At 72.8% G+C, this 24,935-nt stretch carries 21 protein-coding genes; 11 read left to right on the top strand and 10 right to left on the bottom strand.

Going from position 1 to position 24,935, the window contains the following annotated elements; translation table 11 throughout:
* Positions 1–5: 5 nt before the first annotated feature.
* Entirely contained in the window at positions 6–1,190 is a 1,185-nt protein-coding gene (locus tag AMYTH_RS0106950; RefSeq protein ID WP_027929686.1) for an MFS transporter, read from the top strand.
* A gap of 20 nt (positions 1,191–1,210) precedes the next feature.
* Complete coding sequence (locus AMYTH_RS0106945; RefSeq protein ID WP_027929685.1) at positions 1,211–2,044, top strand: aldo/keto reductase; 834 nt, start codon at positions 1,211–1,213, stop codon at positions 2,042–2,044.
* Positions 2,045–2,072: 28 nt separating this feature from the next.
* On the opposite strand, the gene AMYTH_RS0106940 is transcribed toward AMYTH_RS0106945, so the two are convergent.
* Both AMYTH_RS0106940 and AMYTH_RS0106930 read right to left on the bottom strand, forming a co-directional pair.
* On the bottom strand, positions 2,073–2,720 hold the full coding sequence (locus AMYTH_RS0106940) for a response regulator (RefSeq protein ID WP_027929684.1): 648 nt from the start codon (positions 2,718–2,720) through the stop codon (positions 2,073–2,075).
* Positions 2,721–2,923: 203 nt separating this feature from the next.
* Positions 2,924–4,477 (bottom strand): acyl--CoA ligase family protein, encoded by a 1,554-nt coding sequence (locus AMYTH_RS0106930; RefSeq protein ID WP_027929683.1) that lies wholly within the window; start codon positions 4,475–4,477, stop codon positions 2,924–2,926.
* Between the two features lie 277 nt (positions 4,478–4,754).
* Here AMYTH_RS0106930 and AMYTH_RS0106920 point away from each other — a divergent pair, with 277 nt between their 5' ends.
* Genes AMYTH_RS0106920 through AMYTH_RS0106910 form a run of 3 tightly spaced genes read left to right on the top strand, consistent with a single transcriptional unit; the run spans position 4,755 to position 7,152 of the window.
* Positions 4,755–5,315, top strand: a complete 561-nt coding sequence (locus AMYTH_RS0106920; protein ID WP_027929682.1) for an NADPH-dependent FMN reductase — start codon at positions 4,755–4,757, stop codon at positions 5,313–5,315.
* 17 nt (positions 5,316–5,332) lie between these two features.
* A complete protein-coding gene (locus AMYTH_RS0106915; protein ID WP_027929681.1) occupies positions 5,333–6,310 on the top strand; it encodes a daunorubicin resistance protein DrrA family ABC transporter ATP-binding protein in 978 nt (325 codons plus the stop codon).
* On the top strand, positions 6,307–7,152 hold the full coding sequence (locus AMYTH_RS0106910) for an ABC transporter permease (protein ID WP_027929680.1): 846 nt from the start codon (positions 6,307–6,309) through the stop codon (positions 7,150–7,152). The genes AMYTH_RS0106915 and AMYTH_RS0106910 overlap by 4 nt, the downstream gene beginning before the upstream one ends.
* A gap of 4 nt (positions 7,153–7,156) precedes the next feature.
* On the opposite strand, the gene AMYTH_RS0106905 is transcribed toward AMYTH_RS0106910, so the two are convergent.
* Positions 7,157–10,300 (bottom strand): ATP-binding protein, encoded by a 3,144-nt coding sequence (locus tag AMYTH_RS0106905; RefSeq protein ID WP_027929679.1) that lies wholly within the window; start codon positions 10,298–10,300, stop codon positions 7,157–7,159.
* A gap of 56 nt (positions 10,301–10,356) precedes the next feature.
* Positions 10,357–11,118, bottom strand: coding sequence for an AraC family transcriptional regulator (locus AMYTH_RS0106900; protein ID WP_027929678.1), 762 nt, complete (start codon positions 11,116–11,118; stop codon positions 10,357–10,359).
* Between the two features lie 55 nt (positions 11,119–11,173).
* On the opposite strand from AMYTH_RS0106900, the gene AMYTH_RS0106895 reads away from it, so the two are divergent.
* From AMYTH_RS0106895 to AMYTH_RS0106885, 3 genes are all read left to right on the top strand, one after another.
* Positions 11,174–12,139 (top strand): zinc-binding dehydrogenase, encoded by a 966-nt coding sequence (locus tag AMYTH_RS0106895; RefSeq protein WP_037322363.1) that lies wholly within the window; start codon positions 11,174–11,176, stop codon positions 12,137–12,139.
* A gap of 45 nt (positions 12,140–12,184) precedes the next feature.
* Positions 12,185–12,760: a TlpA family protein disulfide reductase gene (locus AMYTH_RS0106890; protein WP_037322361.1), complete on the top strand. Its 576-nt coding sequence runs from the start codon at positions 12,185–12,187 to the stop codon at positions 12,758–12,760.
* Between the two features lie 95 nt (positions 12,761–12,855).
* Positions 12,856–15,639 (top strand): hypothetical protein, encoded by a 2,784-nt coding sequence (locus AMYTH_RS0106885; protein ID WP_027929675.1) that lies wholly within the window; start codon positions 12,856–12,858, stop codon positions 15,637–15,639.
* A 244-nt stretch (positions 15,640–15,883) separates the two neighbouring features.
* On the opposite strand, the gene AMYTH_RS0106880 is transcribed toward AMYTH_RS0106885, so the two are convergent.
* The 5 genes from AMYTH_RS0106880 to AMYTH_RS0106860 form a co-directional block, all read right to left on the bottom strand.
* A complete protein-coding gene (locus AMYTH_RS0106880; protein ID WP_026153109.1) occupies positions 15,884–16,192 on the bottom strand; it encodes a hypothetical protein in 309 nt (102 codons plus the stop codon).
* 601 nt (positions 16,193–16,793) lie between these two features.
* A complete protein-coding gene (locus AMYTH_RS0106875; protein ID WP_017982273.1) occupies positions 16,794–17,099 on the bottom strand; it encodes a hypothetical protein in 306 nt (101 codons plus the stop codon).
* Positions 17,100–17,437: 338 nt separating this feature from the next.
* Entirely contained in the window at positions 17,438–18,058 is a 621-nt protein-coding gene (locus AMYTH_RS0106870) for an acetoacetate decarboxylase family protein (RefSeq protein ID WP_027929674.1), read from the bottom strand.
* A 261-nt stretch (positions 18,059–18,319) separates the two neighbouring features.
* Positions 18,320–20,017 carry an FAD-dependent oxidoreductase gene (locus AMYTH_RS0106865; protein WP_027929673.1) on the bottom strand — a complete coding sequence of 566 codons (1,698 nt, stop codon included), beginning with the start codon at positions 20,015–20,017 and terminating at the stop codon, positions 18,320–18,322.
* Positions 20,014–21,501, bottom strand: coding sequence for a flavin-containing monooxygenase (locus tag AMYTH_RS0106860; protein ID WP_027929672.1), 1,488 nt, complete (start codon positions 21,499–21,501; stop codon positions 20,014–20,016). Before AMYTH_RS0106860 ends, AMYTH_RS0106865 begins: the two co-directional genes overlap by 4 nt.
* A gap of 140 nt (positions 21,502–21,641) precedes the next feature.
* Here AMYTH_RS0106860 and AMYTH_RS0106855 point away from each other — a divergent pair, with 140 nt between their 5' ends.
* The 3 genes from AMYTH_RS0106855 to AMYTH_RS0106845 all read left to right on the top strand — a co-directional run bounded on the left by AMYTH_RS0106855 (position 21,642) and on the right by AMYTH_RS0106845 (position 24,737).
* Positions 21,642–22,682, top strand: coding sequence for an AraC family transcriptional regulator (locus AMYTH_RS0106855; protein WP_027929671.1), 1,041 nt, complete (start codon positions 21,642–21,644; stop codon positions 22,680–22,682).
* A 97-nt stretch (positions 22,683–22,779) separates the two neighbouring features.
* Positions 22,780–23,598, top strand: a complete 819-nt coding sequence (locus AMYTH_RS0106850; protein ID WP_027929670.1) for an alpha/beta fold hydrolase — start codon at positions 22,780–22,782, stop codon at positions 23,596–23,598.
* 23 nt (positions 23,599–23,621) lie between these two features.
* Positions 23,622–24,737: a DUF1015 family protein gene (locus AMYTH_RS0106845; protein WP_027929669.1), complete on the top strand. Its 1,116-nt coding sequence runs from the start codon at positions 23,622–23,624 to the stop codon at positions 24,735–24,737.
* A 1-nt stretch (position 24,738) separates the two neighbouring features.
* On the opposite strand, the gene AMYTH_RS48695 is transcribed toward AMYTH_RS0106845, so the two are convergent.
* The gene (locus tag AMYTH_RS48695; RefSeq protein WP_157360552.1) at positions 24,739–24,894 is read right to left on the bottom strand and encodes a hypothetical protein; all 156 of its coding nucleotides are present in this window, start codon (positions 24,892–24,894) and stop codon (positions 24,739–24,741) included.
* Between the last annotated feature and the right edge of the window lie 41 nt (positions 24,895–24,935).

The raw sequence follows: 24,935 nt of genomic DNA, 5'->3' as shown, positions 1-24,935 counted from the left end.
ACCACATGCCTGTCGCCCTCATCGCGCTGGCCATCGCCGCCTTCGGCATCGGCACCACGGAGTTCGTGATCATGGGCCTGCTGCCCGAGGTCGCCACCGACCTCGGCGTCTCGGTGCCCACGGCCGGGCTCCTGATCTCCGGTTACGCCCTGGGCGTCGTGGTCGGCGCGCCCCTGCTCACCGCGCTCGGCTCGAAGGTGCCGCGCAAGACCGTCCTCACCGGCCTGATGGTGTTGTTCATCGCGGGCAACGTCGTCTCCGCGATCGCCCCCGGATACGGTCTGCTCATGACCGGCCGCGTGATCGCCGCCCTCTCGCACGGCGCGTTCTTCGGCGTCGGCTCGGTCGTCGCCGCCTCGCTCGTGCCGAAGTCCCGCCAGGCGAGCGCCATCGCGATCATGTTCACGGGCCTGACCGTCGCCAACGTGCTCGGCGTGCCCGGCGGCACCGCGCTGGGCCAGCACCTCGGCTGGCGCTCCACGTTCTGGGCGGTGGCCGTCCTCGGCGTGATCGCTCTGCTGGGCGTCGTCGCGCTCGTCCCCCGCCAGCCCGTCACCGAGGGCCAGAGCCTGCGCAGCGAGCTGGCCGTGTTCCGGCGGCCGCAGGTGTGGCTCGCGCTGGCCATGACCGCGCTCGGCTTCGGCGGGGTGTTCGCCTCCTTCACCTACATCGCCCCGATGATGACCGGCGTCGCCGGCTTCTCCCCCGGCGCGGTGACCTGGCTCCTCGTGTTGTTTGGCGGGGGCCTGGTGGTGGGCAACCTGCTCGGGGGCAAGGCCGCCGACCGCGCGCTGATGCCGAGCCTGTACGTCATCCTGGCCGCGCTGGCCGTGGTGCTCGTCGCGTTCGTCTTCACCGCGCACGCGCAGCTGCCCGCCGCCGTCACGATCGCGTTGTTCGGCGCCGCCGGGTTCGCGACCGTGCCGCCGCTGCAGGCCCGTGTCATGGCCAAGGCCGGGGACGCGCCGGCACTGGCGTCGGCCGCGAACATCGCGGCGTTCAACCTCGGCAACGCGGGCGGCGCCTGGCTGGGCGGGCTCGCGATCGGCCACGGCCTCGGCTACACCGCGCCGAGCTGGATAGGCGCGGTGCTGGCCGCCGCCGGGCTCGGCGTCGCGCTGGTCTCCGGCGCGCTCGACCGGCGCCCGGCCACCCGGACGCAGCCGGAGATCCCGGCCGTCCACCGATGAACGACAGCGAAAGGAACGACATGACCGCCATTCCCACGGTCGAACTGAACAACGGCGTGCACATGCCGCAGGTGGGCTACGGGGTCTTCCAGGTCCCCGCCGACGAGACCACCCAGGCCGTCACCGCGGCCCTGGAGGCCGGATACCGCAGCATCGACACCGCGACCGCCTACGCCAACGAGGCCGCGGTGGGCAAGGCGCTGGCCCAGTCCGGCATCGCGCGCGAGGAGCTGTTCGTCACCACCAAGCTGTGGAACTCCGACCAGGGCTACGACGAGACGCTGCGCGCGTTCGACAAGAGCATGGCCGATCTCGGCCTGGAGTACCTGGACCTGTACCTGATCCACTGGCCGGTCCCGGAGGCCGACCGCTACGCCGACAGCTGGCGCGCGTTCGAGCGCCTCTACTCCGACAGCCGCATCCGCGCGATCGGCGTGTCCAACTTCCAGCCGCACCACCTGGACCGGCTGGCGCAGGAGAGCCAGATCGTGCCCGCGGTCAACCAGATCGAGCTGCACCCCTACCTGCAGCAGACCGAGCTGCGGGAGTACCACGCCCGGCACGGCATCGTGACCGAGGCGTGGAGCCCGCTGGCCAAGGGGGGCGAGCTGCTCGGCGAGCAGGCGATCACCGCGCTCGCGGACAAGCACGGCCGCACCCCGGCGCAGATCGTGCTGCGCTGGCACCTGCAGCTGGGCAACGTCGTGATCCCGAAGTCGGTCACGCCGTCCCGGATCAAGGAGAACCTCGACGTGTTCGGCTTCGAACTCGACGACAGCGACCTCGCCGAGCTGGCGAAGCTGGAGAAGGGCCTGCGGACCGGGCCCGACCCGGACACCTTCAACGTCCGCTGACGCCGGAACACCAGCAGCCGGGCCGCCGCTACCGGCGGCCCGGCCGGTCCCGGCGCAGGCTCGTCGCCAGCACGGCCGCCTGCGTGCGCCGCTGCATCCCGAGCTTGTGCAGCAGTCGCGACACGTAGTTCTTCACGGTCTTCTCGGCCAGGAACATGCGTTCGGCGATCTCGCGGTTGGTCAGCCCCTCGCCGATCAGGTCGAGCAGCTTGCGTTCCTGCTCCGACAGCCGTGACACGGCACCGGCCGGCGCGGCCTCGTCCCGGATCCGGGACATCAGCGCGGAGGCCGCCCGGTTGTCCAGCAAGGACTTCCCGGCCCCGACCTGCCGCACCGCCGACACCAGTTCCATGCCGCGCACGTCCTTCACCACGTACCCGCCCGCGCCGGCCATGATCGCGTCGAGCATGGCCTGCTCGTCGGTGTAGGACGTGAGGATCAGGCAGTGCAGCTCCGGCATCCGGGACCGCAGCTCCCGGCACAGCTCGATGCCGCTGCCGTCGGGCAGCCGCAGGTCCAGCACCGCCACGTCCGGCCGCGCCGCCGGGATCCGCGTCAGCGCCTCGCCCATCGTCGAGGCCTCGCCCACCACGGTCAGCTCCGGATCGGCCTCCACCAGGTCCGCGACTCCGCGCCGCACCACCTCGTGATCGTCGACCAGGAAGACCGTGATCATCCCCTCACCTCATCGGTAGCGACGGCGGTCCCGCAACGGATCGGTCTCGAGCATCACGGCCTCGAACTTCTGCAGACTCACCGTGAAGACCAGGATGACGATTGGTACCAGCAACATCAGCCACAACATTCGCGCCCACCCCTGCCTAGCGTTCGTTGCTCACCGGCTACCCCGCCGGGTGGACCGCTAACCCGTGTCGTTACTCATCGGATACGCGACACGCGGCCGGCCCACGCCTGGTCGCGCAGCACGTATTTCTGGATCTTGCCGGTGGACGTCTTGGGCAGCGGCCCGAACACCACCCGCCTGGGTGCCTTGAACCGCGCGATCCTCCCCCGGACGAACTCGACGATCTCCTCGGCGGTCGCCGACGCCCCGTCGTGCAGGGTCACGTAGGCGGCGGGCACCTCGCCCCAGTGGTCGTCCGGCACCGCGATGACGGCGACCTCCAGCACCGCCGGGTGGTCGGCGATCGCCTGCTCCACCTCGACGCTGGCGATGTTCTCGCCGCCGGAGATGATCACGTCCTTGCTGCGGTCGCGCAGTTCGACGTAACCGTCCGGGTGCATCACGCCGAGGTCGCCGGTGCGGAACCAGCCGTCCGGCGCGGCCTCGGCGGTGGCGTCCGGGTCCCGGTAGTAGCCGAGCATGACGTTGTTGCCGCGCACCGCGATTTCGCCGGTGGTCGCGCCGTCGGCGGGCACGTCCGATCCGTCCTCGGCGACGACCCGGGCCCGGCAGGACACCAGGTTCCCCACGCCCTGCCGCGCCTTGAGCCGGGCCTGCGCGGCGGTGTCCAGCGCGTTCCACTCGGGACGCCAGTCGCAGATCATGATCGGCCCGAACGTTTCGGTGAGGCCGTAGAGGTGCGTGACGTCGAAGCCCAGTTCCCCCATGCGGCGCAGGATCGCCGGGGTCGGCGGGGCGCCCCCGGTGGCGACGCGGACCGGGTGCGCGACCGGCGCGGCCTCCGGGGCGTAGGCGAGCATCGACAGCACGGTCGGGGCGCCGTTGAGGTGCGTGACGCCCTCGTCGCGGATCAGCCGCCACACCAGCGCCGGCTCGACCTTCGGCAGGCAGACGTGCGTCGCCGCGGCCGCGGTCACCGCCCACGGGAAGCACCAGCCGTTGCAGTGGAACATGGGCAGCGTCCACAGGTGCACGGCCGACGGTGAGAGCCCGGTGTGCCCGACCATCGCCAGCGCCTGCAGGTACGCCCCGCGGTGGTGGTACATCACCCCTTTCGGACGGCCGGTCGTGCCCGAGGTGTAGTTGATCGACAACAGGCCGCGCTCGTCGCGCGGCGCCTCGGCCCGCGGGGTCGCGCCGGCGAGCAGCTCCTCGTACTCGTCCCCCGCGCGGATCACCTCGACCGGCCTGTCCAGCCTGGCCAGCACCTCGGCGACCAGCTCGTCGAACACCGGGTCGTGCACCAGCACCGCGGCCTGGCAGTGCTGCAGGATCCAGGCGATCTCGCCCGCGGACAGGCGGGTGTTGACCGCGACCAGCGGCACCCCGGCCCACGGCACCCCGAAGTTGGCTTCCAGCAGCACGTGCGTGTTCGGCGCGAGAACGGCGACCGGCCGGCCCCGCGCGAGCGGCGCGAGCGCGCCGGCCAGCCGGCGGCACCGGTCGGCCAGTTCGGCGTAGGTGAAGCGCCGCGCCCCGTCGACCACCCCGGTCCGGTCACCGTGGGCCGCCTCCGCCCGGTCCAGGAAGGACACCGGCGACAGCGGCTCGAAGGACAGCTCCGTCACGCGGTCGAGCGTAACCCGTGCGAGATCGTTTCCGCTCCGGCCGGAATCCGTGGTGGAGCCGGTCGATGAGCGAGTGCGGACGCAGCGTGCCCGCCCGCGCATCTCCCTGCTGTGCCCCTCCGGCCGGCGACCGACCTGGACGAGGCCACCGTCGCGGCCCTGACCGACCTGCTCGAGCGGCAACCGAACTGGAGGTTCCGGTTCCGGGCCCCCGCCCGCTAGATCCGATCTAGCGGCCGATCTAGCGCCTTCCGGTCGAGAACGGGAGGAGGCCGCCGTGGAGGACGTCCTGAGGGTCCTGGTCCTGATCGGGAGCACGCGGGAGGGCCGCGCCGGGCAGCGGGTCGGGCAGTGGTTCGCCCGCACCGCGGGCCAGCGCGACGACCTCGACCTGTCCGTGGTGGACCTCGCGGAGTTCGACTTCCCGGCCCGCTACCCCGCCCGCGCCACCCCGGCGATGACGGCCTTCACCTCCCGCATCGACCGCGCGGACGCGTTCGTCGTCGTCACCCCGGAGTACAACCGCAGCTTCCCGGCCTCCCTGAAGCAGGCGATCGACTTCGCCTACGACGAGTGGCAGGCCAAACCGGTGGCGTTCGTGTCCTACGGCTGCAGCTGCGCCGGGCTGTACGCGGTCGAGCAGCTCCGTGTGGTGTTCACCGAGCTGCACACCGTGACCCTGCGCAACACCGTGAGCTTCAACCTCTTCGACATGGGGCCCGACGGCGGCCCGCGTGACGAGGCCGTCCGCCACGCGGCCGGCCCGATGCTCGACCAGCTCGTCTGGTGGGGCCACGCGCTGCGCGCCGCCCGCCGGGCCCGCCCCTACGTGGCGTGAACAAGGAAGGAAGGACCATGAGCGACCTGGCGATCGAAACGTCCGGGCTGGTCAAGGTGTTCGGCAAGACCCGCGCCGTGGACGGCGTCGATCTGGCCGTGCCCGCCGGCACCGTGTACGGCGTGCTCGGACCGAACGGCGCGGGCAAGACCACCGCGGTGCGGGTGCTGGCCACCCTGCTCCGGCCCGACGGCGGGCAGGCCAGGGTGTTCGGCCACGACGTGCTGCGTGAACCGGACGCGGTGCGGCAGCGGGTGAGCCTCACCGGCCAGTACGCCTCGATCGACGAGGACCTGACCGGCGTCGAGAACCTCATGCTGCTGGGCCGCCTGCTGGGACACCGCAAACCGGCCGCGCGGCGCCGCGCCGACCAGCTGCTGGAGGCGTTCGGGCTGACCGACGCCGGCGGCAGGCAGGTGAAGAACTACTCCGGCGGCATGCGGCGGCGCATCGACATCGCGGCCAGCATCCTGCGCACCCCGGACGTGCTGTTCCTGGACGAGCCGACCACCGGCCTGGACCCGCGCAGCCGCAACCAGGTGTGGGACATAGTGCGGATCATCGTCGCCCAGGGCACCACCGTCCTGCTCACCACCCAGTACCTCGACGAGGCCGACCACCTCGCCGGCCGGATCGCGGTCATCGACCACGGCAAGGTGATCGCCGAGGGCACCCCCGGCGAGCTGAAGGCCTCCGTCGGCGCCGGCTCGATCCACGTCCGCCTGCGCGACGGCGCCCAGCGCGCCGAGGCGCAGCGGGTGATGGCCCGCGCGCTCGGGTCCACTGTGGAGCTGGGCGGCGACCCGGTGTCGCTGACCGCGCGCATCGGCGGCGGCGAGTCCGACCTCGGCGCGGCCGAGCACGCCGCCCGCGCGCTGTCCGACCTGGCGCAGGCCGGCATCACCGTCGACGACTTCGCCCTCGGCCAGCCCAGCCTCGACGAGGTGTTCCTGGCGCTGACCGACCACCCCGCGGAAGAGGAGGCAGCGGCATGACCGCGACCACGACCGACACGTCCCCGGCTTACACCCCGGCCGCCGAAAGCCTGCACGCCGTGCTCGACGCCGGCGAGCAGCCGCAGCGGCCCAGCGCGCTGTCGGCGTCGCTGACGTTCGGCTGGCGGGCCATGCTGAAGATCAAGCACGTGCCCGAGCAGCTGTTCGACGTCACCGCGTTCCCGATCATGATGACGCTGATGTTCACCTACCTGTTCGGCGGCGCGCTGGCCGGGTCGACCACCCAGTACCTGCAGTTCCTGCTGCCCGGGATCCTGGTGATGAGCGTCGTGATGATCACGATGTACACCGGGCTGGGCGTGAACATCGACATCGAGAAGGGCGTGTTCGACCGGTTCCGCACGCTGCCGATCTGGCGGCCTGCCGCGCTGGTGGGCGCGCTGCTGGGCGACGTGTTCCGCTACAGCACTGCCTCAGCTGTCATCCTCAGCGTCGGGCTGATCCTCGGCTTCCGGCCGGCCGGCGGCGTCGGCGGCGTGCTCGCCGGCATCGGCCTGCTGCTGGTGTTCTCGTTCGCGTTCTCCTGGATCTGGACGATGTTCGGGCTGCTGCTGCGCACCGAGAAGTCGGTGATGAGCGTCAGCATGATGGTGCTGTTCCCGCTGACGTTCCTGTCCAGCGTGTTCGTCGACCCGGCCACCATGCCCGGCTGGCTGCAGGCGTTCGTCAACGTCAACCCGGTGACGATCCTGTCCGACGCGGTCCGCGGCCTGATGATGGGCGCGCCGGACGGCAGCGACATCATGTGGACCTTCATCGCCAGCGGCGCGCTCCTCGCGGTGTTCGGCACGCTGACGATGCGGCTGTACAACCGCAAGTGAGGCGTCAGAGCCGCCAGGTGATGCCGGGGTCGCCCGGATCGTAGCGGCAGCTCGCGCCGGTCGAGACGGTCGCCCGCAGATGCTCGGCGAGCTGGGGGTGGCGACCGTCCAGCCGGCGCAGCGTGTCGCGGATCCGGGCGGTCACGGTCTTGCGGGCGCGCTCGGCCTCGTCCCCGAGACGCCGGGTGCGCCCGCCGAGACCGGCGGCCGCACGCAGTTCCGCCAGCAGGGCCGCCCGCTCGCTGTCGAGCCGGGCGGCCCCGTCGTCGTCGCCGCGGGCGGCCGCCGCGTCGATCTCGTCGTCCAGCACCGCGAGACGTCGCCGATAGGCCGCCTTCGCCGTGTCGTCGAGCACCTCGTCCCCGCCGAGGCGCCGGGCGGCCACCACCACCTCGCCGCCCGCCGGGTCCAGCAGCCGCACCGCGGGCACGTCGGTGCCCGGGTGGCTGAGCAGGAAGTGCAGGTCCCGCAGGCCTTTCGCGTCCGGCAGGTGCACCGTGCGCCCGGCCAGCGCGAGCGTCCACGTCGTGCCGGTGAACCGGAACTCCCCGGTGGCGGCCGGCTCGTCGCGCCGCGCGCGCAGGCGGCGGACGCGTTCCGGCACGTGCCGCAGGCCCAGCTCGGCCGCCTCGGCGGCGACCACGTCCAGCAGCGCCGCGGCTTCGCGCTCGTCACCCGGCGCCACCCGGTCCAGCAGCGCGGCGGCCCGCGCCAGCCGGGCTTCCACCACCCACGGCCGGGCCCGCATCGACTCGGCCGACCGCTCGGCCGCGCGGTACCGCTCCAGCGCCTCGTCCCAGCGCCGCGCCGCCGCGGCCAGCTTCCCCAGCCACAGGGTGACCGGGCCGCTGATCTCGAACCCGAACACCGACACCAGCCACTGCCCGTCGTAGGGCAGCAGCGCTTCCCTGGCCCGCTCGGCCAGCCGGGCGTCGCCGGTGCCCGCCGCGGTCTGCGCCTGCAGCCGGAGGAACATCGGCAGGTACGAGCGCGGGAACGCCGGCAGCTCCCCCAGCCCCGCCAGGTACCCGGCCGCCGCGGCCATGTCACCGCGCTGCGCCGCGGTGGTGGCCTCCAGCAGTCCGGGGTAGGGGTGGTCGCCGGGGCCGAGCGAGGCGTGGAACTCGGCGAGCTCGTCGAACCGGCCCTGCTGCAACAGCAGCGACCACCGGTGGTGGCGCAGCATCGGCAGGAAGTGGCTGTGGTGCACCTGTTCCGGCGTCGACAGGACACCGTCGAACAGGGCCTCCGCGTCGGCGAAGCGGCCCTGGAACCCGGCCAGGATGCTCTGGTCGATCTGCGCGCCGAACTGCATCCGGCGGGAATCGCCCCGCTCGGCGAGCGTCACGAACGCCCGCATCTGGTCGAAGTAACGCGGATCGCCCAGCTCCAGCAGCGCCACCCAGCGCAGCGACGTGGCGTACTGCTCGGTCTCGGTGTCCCCGCTGCGGTGCGCGACCTCCGCCAGCTCCGCCATCAACGCCTCGCGCTCGGCGGCCGTGCCCAGCCCCCAGATCGAGTCGTGCAGCGTGGACAGGCTGAAGCCGAGCGCCTCGTCGTCGCCGTCCTCGCGGGCGAGCCTGCCCAGCCGGACGATCACCTCCCTGGCCCGGTCCTCCAGCGGCCGCTCGGCCTCGCCCGGCCCGATCAGCGCCCGGTGCGCCTCGGCGATCAGCCCCGCCTTCAGGTCGGCGCGCTCCGCGTCGTCGCCCCAGCGGTAGGCGGTCAGCGCCACGCGGGCCAGCAGCTCCGCGTCGCCCAGCGCGCGGGCCTGGGCGCCGGCCTCCTCGAACACCGCCCAGCCCTCGGCGGTCTCGTCGAAGTGGTGCAGCTCGCCGCCCAGTTCGAGCAGGACGAGCACGCGCCGCCGCGGCTCGCCGGCGATCTCGGCGGCACGGCGGAAGTGCCCGATGGCTTCCTCGAACGCCATCCGGCCGGAGGCGGCCCGCCCCGCCGCGACCATCAGGTCCACCGCCCGCGACGGCGGCACCAGCGGACCGGCGAGGTAGGCGTGCCGCGCGGCTTCGGCGGGCAGGATCCGGTCCGCCAGCGCGGGGTTGCCCTCCAGCGCGGTGACCACCGCGGCGTGGCGCTCGCGGGCCTCGTCCTCGCCGAGCGAGTCGTAGAGCGTCTCGCGCACCAGGTCGTGGGCGAAGGCGAACCGGCCGCCGCCGCGCACGGTGACCAGCCGCGCGGCCACGGCCTGGTCGAGCAGCCGGTCGGCGGGCGCGGCGGGAATCGCGGCGACCGCGGCAAGCACCTGGCGGTGGAACTGCTGGCCGAGCACCGCGGCGGTGGTCAGCAGCCCGACGACCGGTTCCGGCAGCAGCGACAGCCGGCGGCGCACCGCGTCCCGCACCCCGGGCGCGATCGCGGTGACCGATCCGCCGCTGTGCCACAGGCGCGCGGCCTGCTCGACGAAGAACGGGTTGCCGCCGGTGCGCCGGTGCACCTCGGCCACGACCTCCTGGCCCGGGGTCTCGCCGACGGTGCGCGTGATGAGCCGGCCGACCTCGTCCGGTTCCAGGCCGGTGAGCGTGATCGTGCGCGCCTTGGCGACCAGCGAGGAGAGCAGCGGCCGCAGCGGGTGGTCGGCGACCTCGACCTCCGCGTCGCGGTACGTGCCGATCAGCAGCAGCCGCTCGAACCAGGTGTGCCCGGCGGCGAACTCGAGCAGCTTGAGGGAGGCGGTGTCGGCCCAGTGCAGGTCGTCCAGCGCGACCACGACCGGACGGCTGTGCGAGGCGGTGACCAGCGCGCTGGTGACGGCGTCGTAGAGGCGGAACCCGTCCGGCGTCTCCCGCGGGTCCGCCTCGCCCAGCAGCACCGCCAGCCCGCCCCCGGCGTCCCGCTCGATGGCGGCCCACTCGTCGGCGGTCGCGGCGCGCCGCAGCCCGCGCAGCACCTGCACCCAGGGCCAGTAGCCGGGCGCGCTGCCGGAGTCCCAGCACGCGCCGCCGAGGACGAGCGCCCCCAGCCGGCGCGCCTCGTCCGCCGCGCCGGTGACCAGGGTGGTCTTGCCGATCCCGGGCTCCCCGGTGACCAGCACGAGCCCGCCGTGGCTGTCCACCGCCCGCCCGATCTCGGCGCGCAGCAGGCCGGCCGGGTGGTCACGGCCGATCAGGGCGGGTTCGAGGTGGGTGTCCATCACCCCAGACGCTAGCGCGCCGATGTCCGGATTGTCCGCTGGATAACGGTGCCGCGTCACCGGGTGTCCGCCCGGTAGCGACCCGGGGTGGTGCCGACGACGGCGGCGAAGGCCTCGATGAAACTGCTGGGGTTCGACCAGCCGCAGGCGTGGGCGACGTGGGTGGCGTCGTGGCCCTCGGCCAGCAGGACGAGCGCGTGGTAGACGCGCAGCTGCGTCCGCCACTGGTAGAAGGTCATGCCGAGCTCGCCGCGGAAGAGCCGGCTGAGGGTGCGGGCGCTGGCCCCGGTCCGCCGCCCCAGCTCGGCCAGCGGCGTGTTGTCCGCGGGCTGCTCGTGCAGCATCCGCGCGACCGCCCGCAGCCGGTCGTCACGGGGTTCCGGGAGCTGCAGCGGCTGCTCGCCCGCTTCGCGGAGCTCGTCGAGGAGCACCCGGCGGAGCCGCGCGTTCGCGGCGTGGCCCCGGTCGCGGGGACCGGTCAAGGCGAGCAGGACCTCCCTGGCGAGCGCGCTGGCCAGGAACACGGCGGGGCGGGCGGGCGCCAGCCGGGCCAGCGACGGCGGCAGGAACACGATTCGCATGTCGGTGTGCCCGTGCGCGCGGTGGTGGTGCGGGCAGCCCGCCGGGATCCACGCGACGCGGTTGGCGGGAACGATCGACGTGCTGCCCTCGGTGTGCACGGACAGGACGCCCTGGGCCGCGTACACGAGGTGCCCTCGCGGGTGGGTGTGGTCGGCGCTCGTCCCGCCCGGCGGCCACAGGTGCGCGCCGCCGGACGGCCAGATCCGCGAGGAGGCAGGTTGGCGGCCGATCGGCATGCGTTGGCATCCTACCGGTGGCCCGCCACCCCCGGCGCCCGCGACAGTGGGTCGCATGAGGACGACGATGCGAGCGGCGGTGTGCACCCGGGCTGGTGGCCCGGAGGTGCTGGAGGTCCGGGAGCTTCCCGTGCCGGCGGTCCGGGAGGGCTGGAGCCTCGTGCGGGTGCGGGGCGCCGGGCTGAACCGGTCGGAGCTGCGCACGCGCCAGGGCCACTCCCCCTCCGTGGTGTTCCCGCGGGTGCTGGGAATCGAGTGCGTGGGCGAGCTGGCGGCGTCGACCGACCCGCGACTGGCGGAGGGCAGCACCGTCGCCGCGGTGATGGGCGAGATGGGCCGGGCGTTCGACGGTGGTTACGCGGAATTCGCGTTGCTGCCCAACGACTTGCTGATGCCGGTCAGGACGAGCCTGCCGTGGGAAACGCTCGCCGCGCTGCCTGAGACGTACCTGACGGCGCAGGGCGCGCTGGACGCGCTGGACGTCGCGCGCGGCGAGCGGTTGCTGATCCGCGGCGGCACCTCGTCGGTGGGGATGGCGGCGGCGTCGATCGCGGCCGCGCTCGGGGTCGAGACCGCCGCCACGACCCGGCGGCCGCACAAGGCCGCCGCGCTGGCCGCCGACCACGTCCTCGTCGACGACGGCGGGCCGCTGACGATCGCCGCGTGGCCGGACGGCCCGGACCATGTCCTCGACCTGGTCGGGACGAGCACGGCGCTGGACTCGCTGCGGCTGGTCCGCCCGGGCGGAACCGTGTGCGTGGCGGGCTCGCTCAGCGGCTGGCTGATCCCCGCCTTCGAGCCCATCGCGATGATCCCCACGGGCACCCGGCTGACCGCCTTCCACAGCGACACCCTGCGCGGCGCGGCGGGCGCGGCCGTGCTGCAGCGGGTCGTGGACCAGGTCGAGGCCGGGGTCCACCGCCCGCACGTCGACCGCGTCGTCAGCCTGGACGAGATCGCCGAAGCCCACCGCCACATGGAGGACGACCAGGCCACGGGGAAGGTGGTCCTCGTGCCCTGACCGGTTGCGGGATCGCCACCGGTGCGGCGCCGATAGCCTCACGACATGAACTGGCTCCGAGCGGCCGGAGCGCTGCTCGCCGCGGCACTGGCCATCGCGTCGTCCGGCTGCTCCGCGGCGGATGCCGGCACGTTCCAGCTCGTCTCCCCCAACGGGCAGACCAGCATCCGCTATCCGCCGCACGAGCGGCAGACGATCCCGGACCTGACCGGCCCGAGTGTGACCGACCCCGGCTCGACGCTGTCCGTCGCCGGCTACGCCGGCCGCGTGATGGTGCTCAACGTCTGGGGATCCTGGTGCCCGCCGTGCCGGACCGAAACCCACGTCCTGAAGCGGCTGTCCGAAGCGCATCCGGACGTCGCCGTGCTCGGGGTGAACGTGCGCGACGATCCCGACGCCGCCGCGGACTTCATGCGCGGCTTCGCGGTGAACTACCCGTCGATGTCCGACGAGTCCGGCCGGATATTGCTGAACCTGCGTGGCATCCCGTTGTCCGCGGTGCCCGTGACGCTCGTCGTGGACAAGCTGCAACGTGTTGCTTCGGTCCACCTGGGGGCGGTGCTCGACGCCGACCTCGAGCCCGTCCTGCGGGACGTGCTCGCCGAACCGGCGCACGCATAACGGTTACGGGCTGTTCATCCGGCCCCGCCTTTACACCGGGAGCCACCGCAACCACACTCCACGCAGTACTGTGCGGATCCGCTGGGGAGGCGAGGATGCGCTGGCGTGAGCTGCTGCCCAGGGCGGGCGAGGTCCCGGGGCGGAGCAGGGCGGCCTCGACCGCCGTCGCCGCTCTCCTGCTCGCCGCTCTCGGCACCGGGTTGTACCTGGCCTTCGCCACGGACACCGGGATCGTGGGACGTCAGCTCGGCGGCCGCGGCCAGCCGTTGCCGCTCCCGCCGGGCACCGCGGCCACCCTGTGGTGGGACTTCGCCCTGATCGCCGGCTACGGGCTCGCCGTGCTGCTGGGCACCACCGCCGCGCTGTGGGTCTGCCAGCCGGGCACCGCGATGCACGAGGTCGCCCGCTTCGGCCGCATCGCCGGGCTGGTCGCGGTCGTCTCGGACGTGCTGGAGAACGTGTTCCTGCTGGTCGCCACGCGTGATCCGGCCCCCGTCCTGCTCGAACTGGCCACCGCGGCCGCGGTCACCAAGTTCACCGGCCTGCTCCCGGCGCTCCTGCTCGCGCTCTACGGCATCGTGCTCGCCCTGCTCCGTTCGGCGCGGCCGGTGAAGCAGGACCCGCCCGACGGCGTCTGCTCCGCCGCGCTCAACCCGGACGATCCCGACGGCGCCTGCGAGGAAGGCGAAACCACGGCGGCCACCCGGTGGCGCAACGGCTACCGCCTGCCGCCGGGCGAACCGACCGGCGGCACCGGGTTCGCCCTGTCCGGCGGCGGGATCCGCTCGGCCAGCGTCGCGCTCGGCGCGCTCCAGCCGCTGCGGCAGCGGCTGCTCGGCGCCCAGTACCTGGTCTCGGTCTCCGGCGGCGGCTACACCGCGGGCGCGCTGGTGCAGGCCCTCACCGCGGCGGCCGACCCGAAGGAGGCGCCCGCCGGCCGTCCGGTCGCGACACCGGAAACCGCGTTCGGCCCCGGCAGCGTCGAGGAGGACCACGTCCGGCGGCACGTCAGCTACCTCGCCAACACGCGAACCGAACTGCTCATCGCCCTCGGCGTGATCGCCCGCGGCCTGGTGCTGTCGCTGTTCCTGGTGTTCGCCCCCGCGGTCGTGCTGGGCGTGGTGACCGGCTGGCTGTACCAGCAGGTGCCGCTCACCGCGTTCCCCACCGACGGCAGCTACCCCGCGCCACGGCTCGGCGCGCTGCTGTCACTGGGCCTGACGCTGCTGTTCGCCGCCGTGATGTCCCTGGTGGCCCGCTGGATCACGCCGGCGAAGCCGTTGCTGCGCCAGATCGCCCGGCGCCTGTCCAGCAGGCTCGCGCTGCTCGCCGCCCTGATCGTGCTGCTCACGCTCGGCCTGCCCGCCCTCGCCTGGCTGGCCGACCGGCTGCTCACCCTGACCCCGCCCTCGATCGCGCTCGGCAGCCCGCTCGTCGCGCTGCTGCTGACCTACGTGTCCGCCCTGGCGACGATGGGGTGGCGCAACCGCAAGGTGGTCACCAAGGCGCGGGACTCGCTCGACGCGCTCACCGCGGCGCTGCCGACCAGCCTTGCCCAGCGCCTCCTGGTGATCATCACGACCACCGTCCTCGCCCTGGCCTGGCTGCTGCTGTTCGCCTCGGTGATCACGCCGCTGGGCGAGCCGGACCTGCTGTGGTCCGCGCTGGGGCTGGTCGTCGTGCTGATCGTCGTCGGCGGGCTGATCGACGAGACCTCGCTCAGCCTGCACCCCTTCTACCGGGAACGGCTGGCGCGCACGTTCGCCGTGCGCCGGGTCCGCCGCGCCGACGGGCAGGTCGTCGCCGCGCCCTACCCGAGCACCGAGCGCAGCTCGCTCGCGACCTACGGCCACGCCGACGACTTCCCGCGGGTCGTGTTCGCGGCCGCCGCGAACCTCACCGGCGAGGGCCGCACCTCCCCCGGCCTCGGCGCCGTCTCCTACACGATGAGCAGCGGCTGGGTCGGCGGCCCGGACGTCGGCTGGATCGAGACCGCGCGGTTGCAGGAGACGGTGCCGGCCCGGTTCCGGCGGGACCTGACCGTCCAGGGCGCGGTCGCGATCAGCGGGGCGGCGTTCGCGTCGTCGATGGGCCGCGCCTCGCGCTGGTACCAGATCCTGCTCGCCCTGTCCGGCGCGCGGCTGGGCACCTGGCTGCCCAATCCGGACGTGCTGCTGCGCTGCCCGCCGCGCACCGACCGCGCCGCCTGGGCCTACCCCACGCTCCCGCACGCGCGCCGGCTGCCCTACCTGGTGCGTGAGGTGCTCGGCATCCACTCGCACGCCGACCGGCTGCTGCACGTCACCGACGGCGGGCACTACGACAACCTGGGCCTGGTCGAATTGTTCCGCCGCCGCTGCACGACGATCTACTGCATCGACGCGGGCGCGGACGCGCCACCGACGGCAGGCGGGCTGGCGTCGGCGCTCGCGCTGGCCGCGCAGGAGCTGGGCGTGCGGGTCACCCTCGACCATCCGTGGCGGGCCGAACCCGGCGGCGGCGAACCGCTCGAACCCGAGCACCCGCTCAGCAACCTGAACAGCAGGCTGTCGGAGAGCCCGGTGATCACCGGGACGATCCGCTACCCGGCCGAGAGCGGGCAGGCCGGGGTGGGACGGCTGATCGTGGCGAAGGCGCTGCTGTGGCGCGACCTGCCCTACGAGCTGCTGTCCTACGCCGCGCACCACCCGGAGTTCCCGCGGGACGGCACGAGCGACCAGTTCTTCGACGACGGCAAGTTCGGCGCCTACACCGAGCTCGGCAGGCGGCTGGGCGAGTACGTGGTGGCCAGGGAGCTGGCCGAAGCGGCCGGCCTGGGCGAGGTGACGGAGGGCACCGGCGCGCCCGACGGAGTCGCGCCCCAACCGGCCGGAAGCTAAGATCGCGGACACGACGAAACACCCGCATTCGCGTCGAATACGGGTGCTCGTCGTTGTTCTACCCGAAGAACACCGGGTGCGGACGGGAATTAGTACCAGTAATTCCCGTCCGCACCCGTTTTTTCCGTGACCCGGCCGGCTCTCACCCAGAAAACCGTCCCGGGGATCCGGAGTGCAGTCAGACCGCACCGGGACTCTCGGCCGGATCAGGGTCGGTCGACCCAGGACCCCGTGGGGCCCGGTCTCAGTTGTCGGCCTCGGCGATGCAGGTGTCCGGGGCGGAACCCGAGTCGGCCTCGGAGGCGCCGGTCAGGATCGGCACGGTCACGCCCACGCCGTTCAGGGCGTCGGCCACCTGGACGCCGAGCACGTTGACGTTGTTGTCGCAGACACCGACGTTGTTGTCGTTGAGAACGTCGTCGACGTTGATCAGACCCAGCTGACCGGTGTCGCCGCCGTCGTCCCATCCCCCGCCCTGCGTGGCGAAGGCCGGGGAACCGATCATCATGAAACCGGCCGCAGCAGCGGCAACAATTGCGGACTTCTTGAGCACCTTTTTATTCCCCATCAACTCGACTACAGTTCCGCCGCGACGAGACTTCCGTCGCGAGCACGGCAGACATTATCAGTCGGCAAGGTGCGCCGAAAGCAAATGCGCGGGCTTGTCGCCATCACCCGGACGAACGACGTTTCGCTGCCCGTGAACCAGTCTTCCGCACGCCCATACGCGATGCGCTGCGATTATCCGCCCGTTTCGCTCACAGTGGTTTTCACGCCGCGTGATCGACCGTGCAGGACACCGGTTGTACAGCGTCTAAACCCCTCGATCAGGTAGAGAAGTGAACACGTAACGTGAGAAGACGAGATCGGGCAATTAGCCCGGCCGTGTGACTTACCGGCATGTAATTCCCCTCCGACCCACTGTCCGGAGGCGCCGCGGCAGCGCGTCCGGGCGCACTGGTCCAGCCGCGAGCGCCACCCCGCGACCCCGTTCCGCGCACGAAAAAACACCCGCATCCGAATTCGAATGCGGGTGTTCACGTTTCCCCTACCCGAAGAAAAGGCGCGGACGGGAATCAGTACCAGTGATTCCCGTCCGCACCCGTGCACAGCACCCTGGCCGGCGGAGCCGGTTCAGGGTTGTTGCCGCGACCTCAGTTGTCGGCCTCGGCGACGCAGGTGTCCGGCGCGTCGCCGGACTGCGCGTCCGAAGCGCCCGACAGGATCGGCACGGTCGCGCCGACACCCTCCAGCGCGTCCGCCACCTGGACACCCAGGACGTTGACGTTGTTGTCGCAGACCCCGACGTTGTTGTCGTTGGCGACGTCGTCGACGTTGAGCAGGCCCAGCTGGCCGGTGTCGCCACCCTCGTCCCACGCGCCCTGCGTGGCGAAGGCCGGGGAACCGATCATCATGAAGCCGGCCGCGGCAGCGGCGACAATCGCAGACTTCTTCAGCACTCTCTCATCCGATCGCTCGGCTACAGTTCCGCCCGCTCCGGGTGACCCCGTCGCGAGCACGGCAGACGCTAGCAGCCGGTGATCGGGAAGTTCGGCGATCGCGCGAGCGGCCCGGGCTCACCCGGATGAACGACGTTTGGAACGCGTTCCAAAGCCCCTGGAACAGCCGCACCGCCATGCGCTGCGACAACGCGAGCGCCGGTCCTCACTCGCGGTGATCGGGTCGGACGCGATCCGGTCGTGCCGCGATTAAACCCCCTGATCAGGTGGAGTAACGGACACCGGGCGTCGCCGGATTCGACACGCAGATTAGACCACGCGGGTGACTTACAAGCGTGTCATTCGGTGCTGCGGCCGCCGCCGAACCGCATCCGGAAGTCCCGGGCGACCAGGCTGAGCAGCGGACGGCGCCCGGCCAGGAACGCCAGCGGGCCGCCCGCGCCGACCCGCCACACCGATCGGGCCACCCCGAGCCGGGCGGTCACCCGCACACCGCTGCGCTTGGGGCCGCGCTGCAGGACCGAGAACGCCAGCGGCAACCGCACCGGCAGCGCGCGGCGGCGCCGGAACTCCGCGCCCGCCAGCAGATCCCCATCCGCGCGGGCTTCCGCGGCGAAGTCCGGTTCGTCGGTGAGGGTGAACTCGGCGAGCTCCTTCGGGATGTGCCACAGGGCGCGCCCGCCGGCCAGGGAGGCCGGGCTGTCGACCCAGATGTGCGGGATGGTCACGACAACCCCGCCGCGGGCGACGACGGTCACCATCAGCTCCCGATAGGACAGCACACCGGGCGGCTGGTAGTCGACCCACGCGGCGAGCACGACCGCCCGCCCGGCCACGGTGAGCGGCCGGACGCCCGGCGGCAGTTCGGGCAGCTCCCCCACGGGCAGGCACCAGGCGGAGACGTGCATGTGACCACGCAGGTGCCATGGCTCGGGCGGGTACTCGGTCGGATCGGACATCAGCGAAACCTCGGCTCGGAGGGACAGGACAACCGCGGCAGGGCGGACGAGGTCAGGTGGCGGCATGGCCTGAGATGACGCCGCCCCGACGCGGCCGATGAGGCCTCACGGCTACCCGACCCGCAACAGCGGGACAGCCGCGACTCGCACTCGCCCGGGACGGCGGGCAAACCCGGGCAACCCCGCCCGGAGTGGCGGGACGAGCGCGCGGTGGAGACGGCGGAACCACCACCGCCGCCACCACCAACCCGGGCACCGGCCCTAGACCGGCGTGACCGGCAGGCGCAGCGCGCCCGGCGCGGCCTCGGGCACGACAGGGTTCTTCGGCGCCACCGGGGCCAGCCGGGTGTAGGGCGCGCCCAGTGGCGGCCGCTGGTCGGACTCGCCCTTGTTCGGCCACAGCGCGAGCGCCCGTTCGGCCTGGGCGGTGATCGTCAGCGACGGGTTCACCCCCAGGTTCGCCGAGATCGCCGAACCGTCCACGACGTGCAGGCCGGGATAGCCGTACAGCCGCTGGTAGGGGTCGACCACGCCGGTCTCCGGGGAGTCGCCGATCGCGCAGCCGCCGATGAAGTGCCCGGTCAGCGGGATGTTCGCCATGTCGGTCCAGGCGCCCTGCGGCACGCCGTCGATCTTCTCCGCGACCCGCCGCGCGACCTCGTGCCCGTGCGGGATCCACGTCGGGTTCGGCGCGCCGTCTCCCTGGCGCGTCGTCATCCGGCGGCCGAACAGGCCGCGCCGCGTGTAGGTGGTCACCGAGTTGTCCAGGCTCTGCATCACCAGCAGGCCCACCATCTGCTCCGACCACTTCCGCGGGTTCTGGATGCGCGGCAGCTCCCGCCAGTGCCGCGCCAGCTCACGCAGCCCCAGCACCCACCGCCGGTGCCCGTCCTTGCCGTCCACCAGCACGGTGGCGAGCAGGCTCATCAGGTTGCTGCCCTTGCCGTACCGCACCGGCTCGACGTGCGTGACCTCGTCCGGGTGGATCGACGACGTGATCGCCACCCCGTCGGTGTAGTCGGCGTTCTTGTCGCGTGAGCGCACCGCCAGGATCGCCTCGGAGTTGGTGCGCGACAGGTACCCGAGCCGCTTCGAGATCTTCGGCAGCGAACCGCGGTCACGCAGCCGGTGCAGCAGCCGTTGCGTGCCCAGCGCGGACGCGGCGAACACGACCTGCTCGCAGGTGAAGGTCCGGCGGCGCCTGCGCGACCCGGTGCGGACGGTGCTCACCTCGTACCCGCCGCCGGGACGCGGGCGGACGTCCACCACCGTCGTCAGCGGGTGCACCACCGCACCCGCCCGCTCGGCGAGGTGCAGGTAGTTCTTCACCAGCGTGTTCTTCGCGCCGTGGCGGCACCCGGTCATGCAGGACCCGCAGTTCAGGCAGGTGCGGCGGGACGGGCCGGCGCCGCCGAAGAACGGGTCCGGCACCTCCTGGCCGGGCTTCTGGTCACCGGTCGCGAACAGCACCCCGACCGGCGTCGGCCGGAACGTGTGGGCGATGCCCATGTCCTCGGCCACCTCGCGCAGCACCCGGTCGGCCCGCGTGGTGCCCGGGTACTGGGTGACGCCCAGCATCCGCTTCGCCTGGTCGTAGTAGGGCGCCAGCTCGTCGCGCCAGTCGGTGATGTGCGCCCACTGCGGGTCGGCGTAGAACCGCGCCGGCGGCTCGTACAGCGTGTTGGCGTAGACCAGCGACCCGCCGCCGACACCGCTGCCGCTCAGGATGAAGGTGTCGCGCAGCAACGTCAGCCGCTGGATGCCGAAGCAGCCCAGCAGCGGCGCCCACAGGTACTTCCGCAGCCGCCACGAGGTCTTGGCGAACTCGTCGTCGGCGAACCGGCGGCCCGCCTCCAGTACCCCGACCCGGTAGCCCTTCTCCGTCAGGCGCAGCGCGCTCACGCTGCCCCCGAAACCTGAGCCGATCACCACGACGTCGTAGTCCAGCTCGCCGGTCATGCGCCGTCCCCTCCCGCCGCGATCGCGCGGTAGTCGTTCAGATCCAGGGCCCGGGTCTTCAGCCGGTACTGCGTGACCGTGCCGGGCCAGTTGTTGACGATCCGACCCGCCTCGTTGCGGTACCAGCTGGCACAGCGGGTCCACACCGAGCGGCCGAGCTTGCGCTGCAGGACGGTGTCGAAGCGCGCGGCGACCTCGGGCTTGACGTCCAGCGCCACGCCGGGCCTGCTCGCCAGCGCGCGCACCGCCTGCACGATGTAGCGGGCCTGCGACTCGAGCATGTAGACGATCGAGTTGCCGCCCAGGTTCGTGTTGGGCCCGTAGACCAGGAACAGGTTCGGGAACTGCGGCACCGTGATGCCGAGGTAGGCCCACGCGCCGTCGCGCCAGGTGTCGGCCAGCTCCGCCCCGCCGCGCCCGCGCACCGTCATCGGGACCAGGAAGTCGGTGGCGCGGAACCCGGTGCCATACACCAGCACGTCGGCCTCGTGCACCACGCCGTCGGCGGTGCGCACGCCCTCCGGCACGATCTCGACGATCTTCTCGGTCTCGACGCTCACGTTGGGCCGGGTCAGCGCCGGGTAGTACTCGTTGGAGAACAGCGCCCGCTTGCACCCGGGCTCGTAGTCCGGCGTCAGCTTGGCGCGCAGCTCCGGGTCGGGCACCTGGCTCTCCAGGTGCCTGCTCGCCAGGCGTTCCAGGTACCGGCGCACGACCGGGAGGTCGACGAGCCCGAGCGAGAGGAACTCGCAGATCAGCCAGATCCGGAACCGCTCGATCTTCTGGGTGATCGGCAGGCGGCGGAACATCGCGCGGTGCCAGGGCTGGTAGGCGATGTCGTTCTTGGGCACGATCCACGGCGCCGACCGCTGGAACACCGTCACGTGGCCGGCGATCTGCTGAAGCTTCGGCACGAACTGGATCGCGCTGGCGCCGGTGCCGATCACCGCGACCCGCTTGCCGGTGAGGTCGGCGTCGTGGTCCCAGGCCGCGGAGTGGAAAGCCCGCCCGCGGAACGACTCGCGGCCCGGCAGGTCGGGCACCGCCGGGCGGGACAGCTGGCCCACGGCGGGCACCAGGACGTCGGCCTCGATGACCTCGCCGGCTTCGGTGCGGACCCGCCACCGGCCGGTGGCCTCGTCGAATTCCGCCCCGGCGACGCCGGTGCCGAACCGGATCCGGCCGGTCACCCCGTACTCGCGGGCGACGTCCTCGAGGTAGGCCTTGATGTCGGCCTGCAGGGAGAACCGCATCGGCCAGTCCGGGTTGGGCCGGTGGGAGAACGAGTACAGCGGCGACGGGATGTCGCACCCGGCGCCGGGGTAGGTGTTCTCCCGCCACACGCCGCCGATCTCATCCGCTCTCTCCAGGATGGTGAAGTCGCGGAAACCGGCGCGGACCAGTTCGGTCGCGACGGCCAGGCCGCCGAACCCGGCGCCGATGATGACGACGGACGGCGGTCGGTGGGCGGTGGTGCGTGCCATGCTGCTCCTCGGCGGTGAGTGGGGCTACTCCACAGTAAGTGCTCCGGCTCACTCCGCCACAGAGACCAGCGGCCAGGAAACCGAGATTTTCGGCCACCCCGGTCGCGGGCCGGTGACCGGCGGAATCCATACTTCCGGCCATGAGTCAGCAGCTGCCCGTCGCCGTCCGGGACTGGGACTTCCCCCGCGGCGTCGCGAGCGTCGCCCTGCTGGTGCGCTTCGGAGCCGAGCGCGGGGTGCCGCGGGACGCCCTGCTGCGCGGCACCGGGCTGCCCCCGTCGCGCCTGGACGACCCGGCGGCGCAGGTCGACGCGCACCAGGAGCTGACGGTCGCGCGCAACCTCGTGCGGGAGCTCGGCGACCCGCCCGGCCTCGGCCTGGACGCCGGCGTCCGCTACCGGGTCACCACCTTCGGCGTGTTCGGGTTCGCCTGCATCAGCAGCCCGACACTGCGCGACGCGATCACTTTCGCCCTGCGTTACCTCGACCTCAGCTTCATCTTCTGCCTGCCGGTGGTCGAGCTGGCCGCCGAGGAGCTGCGCTTCGAGCTGCGGGACGACGGGCTGCCGCACGACGTGCGCCGGTTCCTGCTGGAGCGCGACGTCAGCGCGATCCACACGGTGATGCACGACCTCCTGCCCGGCGGTCTGAACGTGCGGCGCCTGGAGTTCCGGTTCCCCGAGCCACCCGATCCGGGCCGGTACGAGGAGGTCTTCGGGTGCCGACCGGCGTTCGGCGCGCTCGCGCACCACGTTGCGATCGACGCGGCCGCACTGGGGCAGCCGCTGCCGCAGGCCAGTGAGCACACGGTCGCGTTGTGCGAGGCGCAGTGCCGTGAGCTGGTCAGCCGGCGCCGCGCCCGCTCCGGCATCGCGCACCAGGTTCGGGACAAGCTGATCCGCGTCGGCGGCACGCTCGCGATGGAGGACGTGGCGCGGGAGCTCAACGTCAGCACCCGGACGCTGCGGCGGCGGCTGGAGGACGCCGGCACCAGTTTCCGCGGCCTGCTCGACGAGGTCCGGCAGGCGCTCGCCGAGGAGATGCTCGCGACCGGCGCGCTGTCGGTGGAGGATGTGGCGCTGCGGCTGGGATACGCGGAGGCGTCGAGTTTCATCTACGCGTTCCGCCGGTGGACCGGCACGACCCCGGCGCGGTACCTGCGGTCCGGGAGACGGGACTGACTTCGCGTCCCCTTTCGACGGTGGGATAAGGCTCCAGGTGTCAACCACGCGGATCCTGGGTAGATCAATGGCCTCTTCAGTTGCGAGGAGGCCGCACATGATGACGCTGCTCCAGCCCGCGCGCGAAGCGGGCGAAACGATCCGCACCGCCGCGCGCGAGCACTTGTTGCTGGCTCTGCTGGACATCCCGCGACTACTGCGTCATCCGATCTGGCGGCCCGCGGACCCGGAGGAGGGCGCCGGGCTGGGTGTGCTGCTGGTGCCCGGTTTCGGGTTCGGCGATCGCAGCATGACCCTGGCGAGCGCGTGGCTGAAGGCGCGCGGGTACCGGCCCGCCGGGTCCCGGATCGGCTTCAACGTCGGGTGCACCACCGAACTGGTCGACCGCATCGAGGCCCGGCTGGAGCAGCACGCCGAGGAGACCGGCGGCCGCGTGGTGATCATCGGGCAGAGCCGCGGTGGCTGGCTGGCGCGGCTGGCCGCGATCCGCCGCCCGGATCTGGTGCGCGGACTGGTGATGCTCGGCAGCCCGGTGCTCGATCCGCTCGGCGCGCACCCGAAGGTGGTGCGGGTCGCCCGCGTCCTCGCCCGTCTGTCCACTTTGGGCATTCCTGGCCTGATGGACCTGGACTGCTTCACCGGGCCGTGCTACGACGAGAACGCCAAGGCGCTGGCCGCGCCCCTGCCGCCGGAGGTGCCCGCGCTGGCGGTGTACTCGCGCGAAGACGCGATCGCGCCGTGGCAGCTGTGCCTGGACCCGTACGCCGAGTGCGTCGAGATCCGCAGCACGCACACCGGCATGGGGCTGGACCCGGACTTCTACGTGGCCGCGGCGCCGCGCCTGGCCCGCTGGGCGCGGGACGAGGCCCGCGAGCAGACCGCCGAGCATGCCGGGGAGCTGTCGCAGGCGAGCTGAGCCCGGTCCGGCAGGATCGGGGTATGGCGGAATGGGCGCGCGCGATCGGCACCGGCTGGGTTCCCGGCGGGCCGGTGACCGGGCCGGACGTGGACGAGTTCGCCGACGCCGACGAGATCGCCGCGGCTCTGGCCGCGGCGCCGGGTGATTCGCTGCTGGCGGTGCAGCACCCGCACCGGCGGCCGGGTGCGGCGTCGCTGCGGGAAGCGCTGCCCGCGGCGCGCGCGATGCTGGACCGGTTGCGGGAACGGGACTACCGGCGCGTGCGCGAGGTGGTGGCGCCGTACCGGATCGCCGGGCGCGACGGGACCGCGGCGGGGGTGCTGTGCCTGGTCGATCCGACGGCGGTCGGCGCGCGGATCCGGCACAGCGAGGAGGTCTACGCCGGTGTCGTCGCCGAACGCGCGGCGGCGCTGCGGACGCTCGGATGCGCGACGAGCGCGGCGATGCTGGTGCCGGTCACCGGCGACGGGCTCACGCGCGCCGCGCTGGCGGCGATGCGCGGTGATCCCGCGGTGGACCTGACCGACGGCGCGGGCCGCTCGCACCGGTTGTGGCTCACCGGTCCCGGCCACGAGCAGGACCGGTTGCTCGCCGCGGTGCGCGCCGCTCCCCTGCTGGTGGCCGACGGCAACCACCGCGTCGCCGCCGCGGCCGAGGCGGGCACGCCGCTGCTGGCGCTGGTGACCGCGGGGCCGGACCTGCGCATCGGCGCGATCCACCGCACGATCAGCGGCACCGGCCTCGGCGCGCGCGAACTGGCCGCCGCCTGGCGCGCCGCCGGGCTGACGGTGCGCGAAGTGTCCGAAGTGGACGCCATTGAGCCCGGCTCGGTAGCCGTTTCCGCGCGCGGCGGCGAGCTGCTGGTGGCACTACCCGGTGATGGACCGGACCACGCCGTGGTGGAGAACCTGTTGCTGGACAGGGCACTCGGCCTCGACCCGGAGGGCCCGCACGTGCACGCGCTGCCCGAGGGGCACTCCCCCGGACCGGGGACGGACGCCGTGTTGCGCTTGGCGCCCGTCCCGCTGTCCGAAGTGCTCGCCGCGCACGCGCAGGGCCGCCGCATGCCGCGCAAGAGCACATACTTCACCCCGAAGCCACGCAGCGGGCTGCTGCTCGCCGCCCTGGAGGCGTGACTCAGACCGGCGCCGGCCCGTGGGCGCGCAGCCCTTCCGCGCCGTGCACGCAGCGGCCACCGACGAACGTCGCCAGCACACCGATCTCGCTGATCCGCTCGCCCGGCACCGTGGTCGGGTCGTCGTCGAACCGCACCACGTCCGCATGCAGACCCACCCCGAAGCCACGCAGCGGGCTGCTGCTCGCCGCCCTTTAGG

The sequence above is a fragment of the Amycolatopsis thermoflava N1165 genome, assembly GCF_000473265.1.
GTDB classification, from domain to species: domain Bacteria; phylum Actinomycetota; class Actinomycetes; order Mycobacteriales; family Pseudonocardiaceae; genus Amycolatopsis_E; species Amycolatopsis_E thermoflava.
This window is presented reverse-complemented; position numbering and strand designations above follow the sequence as displayed.

Coding starts and splice junctions, on each gene's coding strand:
- AMYTH_RS0106950 (WP_027929686.1), top strand. CDS start 6: ATGCCTGTCGCCCTCATCGCGCTGGCCATCGCCGCCTTCGGCATCGGC.
- AMYTH_RS0106945 (WP_027929685.1), top strand. CDS start 1,211: ATGACCGCCATTCCCACGGTCGAACTGAACAACGGCGTGCACATGCCG.
- AMYTH_RS0106940 (WP_027929684.1), bottom strand. CDS start 2,720: ATGATCACGGTCTTCCTGGTCGACGATCACGAGGTGGTGCGGCGCGGA.
- AMYTH_RS0106915 (WP_027929681.1), top strand. CDS start 5,333: ATGAGCGACCTGGCGATCGAAACGTCCGGGCTGGTCAAGGTGTTCGGC.
- AMYTH_RS0106910 (WP_027929680.1), top strand. CDS start 6,307: ATGACCGCGACCACGACCGACACGTCCCCGGCTTACACCCCGGCCGCC.
- AMYTH_RS0106905 (WP_027929679.1), bottom strand. CDS start 10,300: ATGGACACCCACCTCGAACCCGCCCTGATCGGCCGTGACCACCCGGCC.
- AMYTH_RS0106900 (WP_027929678.1), bottom strand. CDS start 11,118: ATGCCGATCGGCCGCCAACCTGCCTCCTCGCGGATCTGGCCGTCCGGC.
- AMYTH_RS0106895 (WP_037322363.1), top strand. CDS start 11,174: ATGAGGACGACGATGCGAGCGGCGGTGTGCACCCGGGCTGGTGGCCCG.
- AMYTH_RS0106890 (WP_037322361.1), top strand. CDS start 12,185: ATGAACTGGCTCCGAGCGGCCGGAGCGCTGCTCGCCGCGGCACTGGCC.
- AMYTH_RS0106885 (WP_027929675.1), top strand. CDS start 12,856: ATGCGCTGGCGTGAGCTGCTGCCCAGGGCGGGCGAGGTCCCGGGGCGG.
- AMYTH_RS0106870 (WP_027929674.1), bottom strand. CDS start 18,058: ATGTCCGATCCGACCGAGTACCCGCCCGAGCCATGGCACCTGCGTGGT.
- AMYTH_RS0106865 (WP_027929673.1), bottom strand. CDS start 20,017: ATGACCGGCGAGCTGGACTACGACGTCGTGGTGATCGGCTCAGGTTTC.
- AMYTH_RS0106860 (WP_027929672.1), bottom strand. CDS start 21,501: ATGGCACGCACCACCGCCCACCGACCGCCGTCCGTCGTCATCATCGGC.
- AMYTH_RS0106855 (WP_027929671.1), top strand. CDS start 21,642: ATGAGTCAGCAGCTGCCCGTCGCCGTCCGGGACTGGGACTTCCCCCGC.
- AMYTH_RS0106850 (WP_027929670.1), top strand. CDS start 22,780: ATGATGACGCTGCTCCAGCCCGCGCGCGAAGCGGGCGAAACGATCCGC.
- AMYTH_RS0106845 (WP_027929669.1), top strand. CDS start 23,622: ATGGCGGAATGGGCGCGCGCGATCGGCACCGGCTGGGTTCCCGGCGGG.